This window comes from Aestuariirhabdus litorea (assembly GCF_003864255.1).
In the GTDB taxonomy this organism is placed as follows: Bacteria; Pseudomonadota; Gammaproteobacteria; order Pseudomonadales; family Aestuariirhabdaceae; genus Aestuariirhabdus; species Aestuariirhabdus litorea.
Map to the genome: position 1 here is coordinate 1,374,749 of NZ_QWEZ01000002.1, position 12,475 is coordinate 1,387,223.

Consider the following 12,475-nt stretch of genomic DNA (forward strand, 5'->3'; position numbering starts at 1 on the left):
TTGTATGCACAGTGAATCCCCGATTAAGCGACGCCTGTCGCGCAAGATCTTCGTCGGTAAGGTCCCTGTAGGGGGCGATGCACCGATTTCGGTGCAGAGTATGACCAATACCGAAACCTGCGACGTAGAGGCTACCGTAGGCCAGATCCTGCAGCTGCAGGAAGCTGGCGCTGATATCGTACGTGTGTCGGTGCCTTCCATGGAGGCGGCTGAGGCGTTCGGCCGGATTCGCCAGCGGGTCGAGGTACCCCTGGTGGCTGATATCCATTTCGATTACCAGATCGCCCTCAAGGTCGCTGAGTACGGTGTTGACTGCCTGCGCATCAACCCCGGCAATATCGGCCGCGAGGACCGCGTGCGAGCGGTGGTGGAAAGCGCGCGGGACAAGGGGATTCCGATCCGTATCGGGGTCAACGCCGGTTCCCTGGAGAAAGACCTGCAGAAAAAATATGGCGAGCCCACCCCGGCGGCAATGGTGGAATCAGCCCTGCGCCACATCGATATCCTTGACCGCCTGAACTACCCGGACTTCAAGGTGAGCCTCAAGGCTTCCGATGTGTTCATGACGGTTGCCGCCTATCGCCAGCTGGCCGGCCAGATCGAGCAGCCGCTGCACCTGGGGATCACTGAGGCAGGTGGGTTGCGCTCGGGGACGGTTAAATCGGCCGTGGGGCTGGGTATGCTGCTGATGGACGGTATCGGAGACACCCTGCGGGTGTCTCTGGCGGCGGATCCGGTTGAAGAGGTCAAGGTGGGTTTTGATATCCTCAAGAGCCTCAAGCTGCGCTCGCGGGGGATCAACTTTATCGCCTGTCCCAGCTGTTCACGGCAGAACTTCGATGTGGTCAAGACCATGAACGAGTTGGAGATGCGGCTGGAAGATGTCCGCGTGCCGCTGGATGTGGCGGTGATCGGTTGTGTGGTCAACGGTCCTGGTGAAGCGCGCGAAGTGGATGTGGGGTTGGCCGGCGGTACACCCAATAACCTGGTGTATGTCTCCGGCAAGCCCGAGTACAAGTTCAAAAATGAAACCCTGGTGGATGACCTCGAGCGCACCATCCGGGAGAAGGTAAAGCAAAAAGAGCAGGAGGCGGCGTCCGTTATTGCCAAGGGCTGACAGAGTCGTCTTTTGTGGGTGTTGAACTCAGGTGAGCATTGCTCGCCTATTTTTAGGTTGGGGAAAACTGTGGCGAAACAGCTGCAAGCCATTCGTGGCATGAATGACCTGCTGCCGGAACAAACGGTTGTGTGGCAATACTTTGAACAGAAGGTACGTGGGGTGCTGGCCAGCACCGGCTACCAGGAGATCCGCATGCCGGTTCTGGAGCCCACCGAGTTGTTCAAGCGCTCGATCGGCGAGGTGACCGACATCGTCGAGAAGGAGATGTACACCTTTGACGACCGCAACGGTGACAGCCTGACCCTGCGCCCGGAGGGAACTGCCGGCTGTGTGCGGGCGGCCCAGCAGCACTCGTTGCTGCAGAACCAGACCCAGCGCCTGTGGTACTACGGCCCCATGTTCCGTCACGAACGGCCGCAGAAGGGGCGCTACCGCCAGTTTTATCAGGTGGGAGTGGAAACCTTCGGCATGGAGGGGCCCGATATCGACGCCGAGCTGATCCTTATGAGCGCGCGCCTGTGGCGCGAGCTGGGGATCCTCGACCACGTGCGCCTGGAGCTGAACTCCCTGGGTACCGCCGCTGACCGCAAACGTTACCGCGAGGCTTTGGTGGAGTACCTGCGGGGCCATCTGGAGGCACTGGATGATGACAGCCGTCGTCGCCTCGACAGCAATCCGCTGCGGATCCTCGACTCCAAGAACGAAACCACCCAGCAGTTGTTGGAGGGGGCGCCGGTGTTGAGTGACTACCTCGACGAGGAGTCCCAGCTCCATTTCTCCGCGCTGAAGGCGATGCTCGATGAGGCCGGGGTGGCCTACGTGGTCAATCCGCGCCTGGTGCGTGGCCTCGATTACTACGGCAAGACTGTGTTCGAGTGGGTCACCACCGAATTGGGCGCCCAGGGCACGGTGTGTGCTGGCGGGCGTTACGATGGCCTGGTCGAGCAGTTGGGGGGCAAGCCGGTACCCGCAGTGGGCTTTGCCATGGGGGTGGAGCGCCTGATTTTGCTGTTGGAAACCCTGCAGCTGATCCCGGCCGAAGTGCACCACCAGGTGGACGCCTACCTGCTGGTATTGGGCGAGAACTGCAGCAGTTATGCCCTCACGGTTGCCGAGCAGCTGCGCCTTGCGGTACCTTCTCTGCGGCTGGTGGTGAACTGCGGTGGAGGCAGCTTCAAAAGCCAGATGAAGAAGGTCGCACGCAGCGGTGCCCCGATCGCCCTGATTGTGGGCGACGATGAGGTGAGCTCACGCCGGATCGGCGTAAAATACCAGGACCGGGACGAGCCCCAGCAGGCCCTTACCCTGGAACAGACCCAGAATCTTTTGAACCAGCAGCTGGCGTAAGCCGGCTGCCCCAAGGCCGAGTAACAGGAGCCGAGAGTGGATATTTACCGTACCGAAGAAGAGCAGATTGCGGCGATCAAGAACTGGTGGAAAGCCAATGGAACCGCCATTTTGCTGGGGCTGGCCATCGCCCTGGCGGGTGTGTTTGGTTATCAGGCCTGGGATCGTAGCCAGCAGCAGAGTGCGGCCGCCGCCTCGGCGCTGTACCAGGAGTTGGCTGCGTTGATGGTGAATAGCCAGCAGCCATTGAGTGAGCAGCAGCAGAGTACCCTGTCGCATCTGGTCAGCAGCCTCAAGCAGGAGCATGCCGGCACCGGTTATGCGGCAATGGCGGCCCTGCTGCAGGCGCGCCAGGCGGTGGAAAAGGGGGATCTGGCCGCCGCGCGTAGCGAGCTGCTGTGGGCTCTGGAGCAGAACCTGGACGCCAACCTGGAGGCGATTGTACGCCTGCGCCTGGCCCGCGCCACCTTTGAAGGCAGTGCGGAAACCGCCCGCCAGGCCCTGGCCCTGATCGACGGTGTCGAGGCCGCTGGCTTTACCGCCTCCTACGAAGCGGTAAAAGGTGATCTCTACCTGGCCCTTGAACAGCCGGAGGCGGCTCGTGCTGCCTACCAGAAGGCGCTGGATGCGGCGCGTGCCAACGGGCAGAACCTGCCGCTGGTGCAGCTGAAGCTGGATGATCTTGCCGTTGCGCAGGAAGGTGCCTAAGTGAACTGGTTGCCGTTGCGAAAGGGGGTCTGCGCACTGTTGTCGGCCCTTATCCTTGCTGGTTGCAGCTCCAAGGGTGAAGAGGAAGAGGTCGAAGCCAAGCCGTTGGTGAGCTTTGATGCCAGTGCCGAGCTGACCACTCTGTGGAGTGCCAGTGTGGGCAATGGCGCCGATGACAAATACGTCCGTTTGCAACCGGCCCTCTATCTTGATGAACTCTTTGTGGCCGATGCCCGTGGAGTAGTGGCTGCCTTTGACCAGCAAAGCGGCAAGCGCCTGTGGCGGGTGGAGCTCGATCTACCGGTCAGCAGTGGTGTGTACGCCGGCTTTGGTATTGTTGTATTGGGGACCGAAGGGGGCGAAGTGGTGGCCCTCAACGCCGAGGATGGTTCAGAGCGGTGGCGCACGCGGGTAACCAGTGAGGTGCTGTCGGTGGCCGACAGCAATGGCGATGTGGTGGTGATCCGTACCATCGACGAGAAGCTGGCGGGGCTGGATAACCTGAGCGGTGAACGTCGCTGGATCTTTGAGAGTGCCCAGCCGGTCCTCTCCCTGCGCGGGACCGGAGATCCTGTTATTGAGGATGATCGGGTCTACGTCGGCTTTGGTAATGGTTCAATCAAGTCGCTCTCCACCCGAAATGGGGTGTTGCGTTGGGAGCAGGCAGTAGCCGAGGCGGAGGGCCGTACCGAGCTGGAGCGGATGATTGATGTGGATGCCGCACCCCTGGTGGAAAATGGCACCGTGTACGTCGTCAGCTACCAGGGTAATGTGATTGCGCTGGATGCGGTGCGAGGCAATCTGGTATGGCAGCGAAAAGCCTCCAGTTATGAGAGCCTGGCCATGGGCTTTGGCTATCTCTACATGGCCGATGAGCAGGGCTTCCTGTCGGCACTGGACAAGAACAGCAATGCCATTGTATGGCAGCAAAAAGAGCTGGAGCATCGCCAGCTGGGAACACCGGTGGTGGTGAGCAGCTATGTGGCAGTGGCCGATTACGACGGCTATGTTCACTTTCTGTCGCAGATCGATGGCAGCTTTGTGGCCCGCACCCGCATCGACAGTGAGGGCATTCGTGGACGCATGGTAGCCCTGGGGGGCACCCTGTACGCCTATGGAAACAGCGGCAAGCTGGTAGCGATCAAGGTCCAGTAGGGCCTGTCGCTTTAGGATACTAAACGGCTGCCCGCCTGTGCGGGTGGCCGTTTGTGCTATATAGAATCGTTTGCGCCCTGAGGCGCAGGGGCGTGTACACTGGGTGACACGCATCAAACAGGAAAGATTTATGGTACCGGTTATCGCCCTTGTGGGGCGTCCCAATGTGGGAAAATCAACCCTCTTCAACCGCCTGACGCGTACCCGTGATGCCCTGGTGGCAGACTTCGCGGGACTCACCCGTGACCGCAAATATGGCGAAGGCCGAATGGGGGAGCGTCCCTTTATTGTCATCGATACCGGTGGTATCAGCGGCGATGAAACCGGTATCGACACGGTGATGGCCGAGCAGTCCCTGCTGGCGATCGAAGAGGCCGATGTGGTGCTCTTTATGGTGGATGGTCGCGACGGTCGTACCGCCTCAGAGGAGATGATCGCCCAGCACCTGCGTACCCGGCAGAAGAAGAGTTACCTGGTGGTGAACAAGATCGACTCGGTCGATGCCGACAGTGCGGCCAGTGATTTCTACGCGCTGGGGATGGAGCACCTGTACATGATTGCCGCCGCCCACGGGCGTGGGGTAAAGCAGATGGTCGACGAGGTGCTGGCCGGCTTTCCGCTGGCGGAGGAGGCCAGCGAGGAGGCGGTCGATGGTGGCATCAAGATCGGTATCGTGGGACGCCCCAATGTGGGCAAATCCACCCTGGTCAACCGGCTGCTGGGGGAGGAGCGGGTGGTGGTTTATGACCACGCCGGCACCACCCGCGATAGTATCTATATCCCCTATACCCGCCATGACAAGCCCTACACCCTGATCGATACCGCCGGGGTGCGCAAGCGCGGTCGCATCAACGAGTCGGTTGAGAAGTTTTCGGTCATCAAGACCCTGCAGGCGATCCAGGATGCCAACGTGGTGGTGCTGGTGCTCGATGCCCGTGAGGGGCTGGTGGACCAGGATATGCACCTGCTGGGCTTCATCATCGAGACCGGTCGAGCGCTGGTGATCGCCTTCAACAAGTGGGACGGCATGAGCCAGGATGAAAAGCGGGAGATCAAGGAGACCCTCGAGCGACGCCTGGTGTTTGCGGACTTCGCCCGCATCCACTTTATCTCCGCGCTTCACGGCACCGGCGTCGGGCACCTTTACGAGTCGATCGAAGAGGCCTACGAGTGCGCCACCCAGCGCTGGAGTGCCAGTCGCCTCACCCAGTTGCTGGAGGATGCGGTCTCCGACCACCAGCCCCCGCTGGTGCGCGGGCGCCGCATCAAGCTGCGCTATGCCCACATGGGGGGCAGCAACCCGCCGATCATCGTCATCCACGGTAACCAGACCGAGGAGGTTCCCAACGCCTACAAGCGCTACCTGGAAAACACCTTCAGGCGTGTATTGAAACTGGTGGGCACCCCCATGCGCTTTGAGTTCCGCACCGGCGATAACCCCTTCGAGGGGCGCAAGAACAAACTGACCCAGCGCCAGATCAGCAAGAAGAAGCGCCTGATGGAACACATCAAGAAGGCGGATAAGAAGCGCAAGAAAAAGTAGGCTTAGGGCTTTCGGGTCTCCAGTACCTCGCTGATAACCGAGCCGGCCCCGAGTCGGCTCTGGATGCGTTGCCCCACCGCCAGCTCGTCACTGCGGCGGATCACTTGCTGCCCGTCCTCGCTCAGGGTGATGGAGTATCCCCGCGCTAAAGTAGCCAGCGGGGAGAGGGTCTCCAGTTGGCCCACGGCGCTGGCCAGGGCGGTCTGGCGCTGGCGCAGCTGGTGCGTGAAGGCCCGCTGCAGTCCCTTATAGAGACTCAGGCAGTATTGCTGGTGCCCCTCGATGCGGGCGCCGGGCTGTTGTTGCTGCAGACGCCGTTGCAGATAGCGGTACTGCTGCTCGCAACCATCGATTCCCCGTGCCACCGCCCGCCTTAATCGGAGCTCCAGCTCGTCGAGCCGCTGGCTCTGCTCCTGCAGTTTTTGCCCCGGATGGCGCAACCGCTTGGCGGTGAGGGTCAGCTCCCGCTGGTGGTGGGCAAGGGTGCGGCGCATGGCGTCGTTCAGCAGTTGCTGGTAGCCCGAAAGTTGTGCCAGCAGCTCGGCCCTGTCCGGGCTGATCAGCTCCGCCGCTGCCGAGGGGGTGGCCGCCCGCTGGTCGGCCACCAGGTCGCTGATGGTGAAATCGGTTTCGTGGCCTACGGCGCTGACCACCGGGAGCGGACAGTCGAAGATCGCCCGCGCCACCGTCTCTTCGTTGAAGGGCCACAGATCCTCCAGGGAGCCGCCACCGCGGCCGAGGATAATCAGGTCGACGGGAAGTTGCCGGGCCAGTTGCAGGGCGCGCACGATCTGTGGCGCGGCCTCGCTGCCCTGTACCGCCACCGGCAGAACGCTGACCCGAATGGCGGGGAATCGGCGCCCCAGTACGCTGAGTATGTCGCGGATGGCGGCACCGGTGGGGGAGGTGATGACCGCGATATGGCCGGGGAGTTCGGGCAGCGCTTGCTTGAATTGCGGGTCGAACAGCCCTTCGCTGGCGAGCTTGCGCTTAAGGGCTTCGAACGCTTGCTGCAGCGCGCCGGCGCCGGCCTGCTCCATATGGTCGGCGATCAGCTGGAAGTCGCCGCGCCCCTCATAGAGGCTGACCTTGCCCCGGATCGCCAGTTGCATCCCCTCCTGGGGCAGGAATCGGACCGCCTGGTTGCGATTGCGGAACATGGCGCAGCGGATCTGGGCCTGGCTGTCCTTGAGGGTGAAGTACCAGTGGCCCGAACTGGGGCGTGCAAGGTTGGAGATCTCACCCTCGACCCACACGGAGCCGAAGCTGACCTCCAGCAGGCGGCGGACGTTGCGGTTGAGATCGCTGACGCTGAGGCGGGCAGGGGGGCTGGATGGGGTCGTATGCATCCGCGCATCTTACCCGAGCCTCAGCTACTTTCCTATGCGGCGATGGGGTGGACAGAACCGGACTGGCCTGCCCCTGCGTAGAAATACCTATATTGTGGGGGGTGTCGGCAGCCGCTATAATGGGAAAATTTTATTTCGCCCACCCTCCCACCACGGTTTCGGTACTCGCTATGCTACGTATTGCTCAAGAAGCGCTGACTTTTGATGATGTCCTGTTGTTACCCGGTTACTCCGAGGTTCTCCCCAAAGAGGTCTCACTGCGGTCCAATCTGACCCGCGAAATCACTCTCAATATCCCGGTTCTCTCTTCGGCGATGGATACCGTGACCGAAGCCCGCCTGGCGATTGCGATGGCCCAGGAGGGAGGGATCGGGGTTATCCACAAGAACATGACCATTGAGGAGCAGGCCCGCGAGGTGCGTGCCGTCAAGAAGTACGAGAGTGGCGTGGTCAAGGATCCTGTGACCATCGAGTCCAGCGCTACGGTGCGCGAGTTGATCGAACTGACCCGCCTGCACAACTTCTCTGGTGTGCCGGTGATGGAGCGCGGACAGTTGGTGGGGATCGTCACCAGTCGTGACGTCCGCTTTGTCGAGGATATGCGCAAAACCGTGGCCAGCATCATGACCCCCAAGGAGAAACTGGTCACGGTGATGGAGGGCGCCGACCAGGAGACCGTGCGTGCCCTGCTGCATAAACACCGCATCGAGAAGGTGCTGGTAGTGAACGACAAGTTCCAGCTCACCGGCATGATGACCGTCAAGGATATCCAGAAGGCGCAGGAGTACCCCAACGCCTGCAAGGACGACCAGGGTCGCCTGAGGGTCGCCGCTGCGGTGGGTACCGGCGCCGAAACCGGTGATCGCGTCAAGGCGCTGGTGGAGGCGGGAGTGGATGTGATCGTGGTGGATACCGCCCACGGTCACTCACGGGGCGTGATTGAGCGGGTGCGCTGGGTCAAGAGCCACTTCCCCCAGGTACAGGTGATCGGCGGTAACATCGCTACCGCTGCCGCTGCGGAAGCCCTGGCCGATGCCGGCGCTGACGCCGTCAAGGTGGGTATCGGTCCCGGCTCGATCTGCACCACCCGCATCGTCACCGGTATCGGTGTGCCCCAGATCAGCGCGGTAGCCAATGTGGCGGCTGTGATGCGCGAGCGTGGCATTCCGGTGATCGCCGATGGTGGCATTCGTTTCTCCGGGGATATCGCCAAGGCGGTTGCCGCCGGTGCCAGTGTAGTGATGATGGGTAGCATGCTGGCCGGCACCGAAGAGGCGCCGGGCGAGGTGGAGCTCTACCAGGGGCGTAGCTACAAGTCCTATCGAGGCATGGGTTCCATGGGAGCCATGTCCCAGAGCGCGGGCTCCAGTGACCGCTACTTCCAGGATGCCAAGGAGGGGGTCGAGAAGCTGGTTCCCGAAGGTATCGAAGGTCGGGTGCCCTACAAGGGGCCAATGGCTGCCATTGTCCACCAGATGATGGGCGGCTTGCGGGCAGCCATGGGCTACACCGGCTGCGCCAATATCGAGCAGATGCGTACCATTCCGGAGTTTGTGCGGGTGACCTCAGCCGGTATGAATGAGAGTCATGTTCATGACGTAACCATCACCAAGGAAGCCCCGAACTACCGCGTCGGCTAAGCCTGGGTTGCAAACCGCCGGGCGGAGCCTGTCTCCGCCCCTTTTATTTGGTTTTACCGTTAAGAGATCAACGATGTCACTCGATATTCACGCTCAACGAATTCTTATCCTCGATTTTGGTTCCCAGTACACCCAGCTGATTGCGCGCCGGGTGCGGGAGATCGGTGTTTACTGTGAACTGCACGCCTTCGATATGGACGCCGACGAGATCCGCAGCTTTAACCCCCGTGCGGTTATCCTGGCCGGAGGCCCGGAGTCGGTCACCGGCAGCGACACCCCACGCTGCCCTGAGGTGGTGTTTGAGCTGGGCGTTCCGGTACTGGGCATCTGCTACGGCATGCAGACCATGGCCGAGCAATTGGGCGGCAAGGTACAGACCTCTAACCTGCGCGAGTTTGGCTACGCCAAGGTGGATATCGAGGGTACGCCCAGCCTCTTGAAGGGGATCGAGGATCATGTCAGCGATGCGGGCGTGTTGTCACTGGATGTCTGGATGAGTCATGGTGACAAGGTGTCACAGCTGCCCGAAGGCTTCGAGGTGATGGCCTCGACTGAAAGCTGCCCCATCGCCGGTATGGCCGATGAGCGTCGTCATTTTTACGGGGTGCAGTTCCACCCTGAGGTGACCCACACCAAGCAGGGCGCCCGTATCCTCAAGCGTTTTATCTGTGAAATTGCCGGCTGTGAGGCGCTCTGGACCTCTGCCAATATCGTTGAGGACGCCATTGAGCGAGTGCGTCAGCAGGTGGGTACCAATAAGGTGTTGCTGGGTCTCTCCGGAGGGGTGGACTCCTCTGTGGTCGCAGCACTTCTGCACAAAGCAATCGGTGACCAGCTCACCTGCGTCTTTGTTGATAACGGCCTGCTTCGTCTGCACGAAGGCGACCAGGTGATGGCGATGTTTGCCGAGAACATGGGGGTCAAAGTGATCCGCGCCGATGCCGAGGAGCTGTTCCTTGGCAAGCTGAAGGGGATCAACGATCCGGAGCAGAAGCGTAAGGTGATCGGTAATACCTTTATCGAGGTGTTCGATGAGGAAGCTGTAAAGCTGAAAGATGTTCACTTCCTAGCGCAGGGAACCATCTACCCTGACGTCATCGAGTCAGCGGGTGCCAAGACCGGAAAAGCTCATGTGATAAAGTCTCACCACAATGTGGGTGGCCTTCCGGAAGATATGAAAATGGAACTGGTGGAGCCGCTGCGGGAACTGTTCAAGGATGAGGTCCGCAAGCTGGGCCTGGAGTTGGGCCTGCCCTACGATATGGTCTACCGTCATCCCTTCCCGGGCCCAGGCCTCGGTGTGCGCATTCTCGGTGAGGTGAAAAAGGAGTACGCCGACCTGCTGCGAAGCGCCGATGCGATCTTTATCGAGGAGCTGCACAGGGCCGACTGGTACCACAAGGTGAGCCAGGCTTTCGTGGTATTCCTGCCGGTCAAGTCGGTCGGTGTGGTGGGCGATGGTCGCCGCTACGAGTACGTGGTGTCGCTGCGTGCGGTGGAGACGATCGACTTCATGACCGCCCGCTGGGCGCACCTGCCCTACGAGCTGCTGGAGCGGGTATCCAACCGCATCATCAACGAGATCTCCGGTATCTCAAGGGTCGCCTACGACGTGTCCAGCAAGCCCCCTGCCACCATCGAGTGGGAGTGATCGCCCGGGCGCTCATTTCTACCTCTGGATGATCAGAACCGGTGCGAGTGACTCGCACCGGTTTTTTTGTGCCTTGAGGAAAGTAAACCGCTTTGCATTCGCTTTTTGTCAATACGCCTGCCGCAGAGCCCCTTATTATGGAGGCTAACACTCAGGCACTGCACTTGGAGGATAACAATAATGAGCAAGAGCGAGAGCAAGTCACACCGCAAGCCGGCCCTGTTCTGGGGGTGGGGGAACGCCGATGAGCACCTCAGCGATGAAGAAAACCATCTCATAGAAAACATGGTGCGGCTGCTGCTCCCCCAGGGCGCAGTCGAGTTGTCACCGCCCCAGGTGGATGAGTTTGAGTTGCCTGAATCCCGGCTGGGTGAGTTGCCCGACGCACTGGCGGAGATGGTCTCGACCACCCCATACGACCGCCTGCTCCACAGCTACGGAAAATCCTACCCGGATATGGCGCGCATGTACCTGCGTGAAGTGCCGAATGCGCCGGACGGCGTCGCGTTCCCCCGCACCGAGGAGGATATAGCGGCGATCTACCGCTATGCGGCAGAACAGGGGGTGGCTGTCATCCCCTTTGGCGGGGGGACCAGCGTGTGCGGAGGGGTGGAGGCCGATGTGGGCGATCACTATAACGCCACCCTGGTGGTGGATATGGAGAATTTTAACCGCGTGCTGTCGGTGGACCCCGTCAGCCGGCGCGCACGAATACAGGCGGGTATCCGTGGCCCCGATATGGAAGCGGCCCTCAAACCGCACGGATTAACCCTGCGCCACTACCCCCAAAGTTTTCCCTTTGTCACCCTGGGCGGCATGGTGGCGACCCGGGCCGGCGGCCATTTCGCTACGGTCTACACCCATATCGAAGATATGGTGGAGGCCACCCGTACCCTGACCCCCAGCGGCCTGATCGAAACCCGTGACCTCCCAGGCTCGGGGGCCGGCCCTTCGGCGGACCGCCTGATCTGTGGTTCTGAGGGAACGCTCGGCATCATTACCGAAGCAACCCTTCGATTGCAGCAACGTCCGCAGTGGCGCGCCACCGCTTCAGTTATCTTCCAGAGTTTTCTGCAGGGTGCCGAGGCGGTGCGGCTGATCGCCCAGTCAGGCCTTTTCCCCTCCAACTGCCGCTTGCTGGACGAGCAGGAGGTGATGGTTAACCGGGTAGCAAACCGGCCCTGCGCCGTGCTGGTGCTGGGGTTTGAGTCGGCCGACCATGAGGTCAGTCACTGGATGGAGCGAGCCCTCGAGATTGCCCGCGAGCAGGGCGGTGAGCTTAAGGGTGAGGTCCAGTATAACGGGGGGCACGGGGATCAGCGCGCGAGCGAAGCGGAGTCCTGGCGCAACGCCTTTATTCGTATGCCTTACTGGCGTAACCGTGTCACCGCCTTTGGCATCGTTGCGGACACCTTCGAAACGGCGGTCACCTGGGACCGCTTCCCCGAGTTCTATAGGACCATCAAGCGGGAGATGGAGGGGGCGATAGCCAAGATCAGTGGGCACCCCTTCTCTTTCTCCTGCCGTTTCACCCATGTTTATCCGGATGGCCCCGCTCCCTATTTCACCTTCTACATGGTGGGGGACACCGAGGGCAACCTGCACAACGCCATCGACAAATGGAAGAGCATCAAGCAGCTGTCCCTGCAATTGCTCGCGGACCACGGCGCCACCGCCACTCACCACCATGCAGTGGGTCGGGATCACCGCTTCGGTTACGAGCAGCAGACCTCCCCGCTTTACCGGCAGGCCCTGGCGGCGACCAAGCAGTGCCTTGACCCGGACGGTCTGCTCAACCCCGGTGTACTGATCGACCCTGTGGGCAAGGAGGTGGGGATTCGCGGAGTCTTTAGCGGTTTAAAAAGCCCCCAAAGCCCTTAGGGAGGCCTGCACCGGAAGCGAAGCGTTGTGGGGGAAGGGTTCAGGGTGGATGCTGCCTTCGGGGTATGGGCGCTTATGACG

Annotated in this window: 9 protein-coding genes; 8 read left to right on the top strand and 1 reads right to left on the bottom strand. The window is 61.2% G+C overall.

The genetic code is table 11. The features are described 5' to 3' along the window. The first annotated feature begins 4 nt into the window (after positions 1-4). The 5 genes from ispG (at position 5) to der (ending at position 5,873) form a co-directional block, all read left to right on the top strand. A complete protein-coding gene (gene ispG, locus D0544_RS16515) occupies positions 5-1,117 on the top strand; it encodes a flavodoxin-dependent (E)-4-hydroxy-3-methylbut-2-enyl-diphosphate synthase (protein ID WP_125018112.1) in 1,113 nt (370 codons plus the stop codon). A gap of 69 nt (positions 1,118-1,186) precedes the next feature. Continuing rightward, positions 1,187-2,467, top strand: a complete 1,281-nt coding sequence (hisS, locus tag D0544_RS16520; protein ID WP_207905912.1) for a histidine--tRNA ligase — start codon at positions 1,187-1,189, stop codon at positions 2,465-2,467. Positions 2,468-2,503: 36 nt separating this feature from the next. After that, positions 2,504-3,175, top strand: coding sequence for a YfgM family protein (locus D0544_RS16525; protein ID WP_125018116.1), 672 nt, complete (start codon positions 2,504-2,506; stop codon positions 3,173-3,175). Further along, positions 3,176-4,330 carry an outer membrane protein assembly factor BamB gene (bamB, locus tag D0544_RS16530; protein ID WP_125018118.1) on the top strand — a complete coding sequence of 385 codons (1,155 nt, stop codon included), beginning with the start codon at positions 3,176-3,178 and terminating at the stop codon, positions 4,328-4,330. It begins immediately after the preceding gene. Between the two features lie 130 nt (positions 4,331-4,460). Continuing rightward, positions 4,461-5,873 (top strand): ribosome biogenesis GTPase Der, encoded by a 1,413-nt coding sequence (gene der / locus D0544_RS16535; RefSeq protein WP_125018120.1) that lies wholly within the window; start codon positions 4,461-4,463, stop codon positions 5,871-5,873. A 2-nt stretch (positions 5,874-5,875) separates the two neighbouring features. On the opposite strand, the gene xseA is transcribed toward der, so the two are convergent. Further along, entirely contained in the window at positions 5,876-7,222 is a 1,347-nt protein-coding gene (gene xseA, locus D0544_RS16540) for an exodeoxyribonuclease VII large subunit (protein ID WP_125018122.1), read from the bottom strand. Positions 7,223-7,392: 170 nt separating this feature from the next. On the opposite strand from xseA, the gene guaB reads away from it, so the two are divergent. From guaB to D0544_RS16555, 3 genes are all read left to right on the top strand, one after another. Next, on the top strand, positions 7,393-8,862 hold the full coding sequence (gene guaB, locus D0544_RS16545) for an IMP dehydrogenase (protein ID WP_125018124.1): 1,470 nt from the start codon (positions 7,393-7,395) through the stop codon (positions 8,860-8,862). A 73-nt stretch (positions 8,863-8,935) separates the two neighbouring features. Next, positions 8,936-10,513: a glutamine-hydrolyzing GMP synthase gene (gene guaA, locus D0544_RS16550; protein ID WP_125018127.1), complete on the top strand. Its 1,578-nt coding sequence runs from the start codon at positions 8,936-8,938 to the stop codon at positions 10,511-10,513. 180 nt (positions 10,514-10,693) lie between these two features. Next, entirely contained in the window at positions 10,694-12,394 is a 1,701-nt protein-coding gene (locus tag D0544_RS16555; protein ID WP_125018129.1) for an FAD-binding oxidoreductase, read from the top strand. Positions 12,395-12,475 lie beyond the last annotated feature (81 nt).

Coding starts and splice junctions, on each gene's coding strand:
- guaB (WP_125018124.1), top strand. CDS start 7,393: ATGCTACGTATTGCTCAAGAAGCGCTGACTTTTGATGATGTCCTGTTG.
- D0544_RS16555 (WP_125018129.1), top strand. CDS start 10,694: ATGAGCAAGAGCGAGAGCAAGTCACACCGCAAGCCGGCCCTGTTCTGG.
- guaA (WP_125018127.1), top strand. CDS start 8,936: ATGTCACTCGATATTCACGCTCAACGAATTCTTATCCTCGATTTTGGT.
- der (WP_125018120.1), top strand. CDS start 4,461: ATGGTACCGGTTATCGCCCTTGTGGGGCGTCCCAATGTGGGAAAATCA.
- ispG (WP_125018112.1), top strand. CDS start 5: ATGCACAGTGAATCCCCGATTAAGCGACGCCTGTCGCGCAAGATCTTC.
- xseA (WP_125018122.1), bottom strand. CDS start 7,222: ATGCATACGACCCCATCCAGCCCCCCTGCCCGCCTCAGCGTCAGCGAT.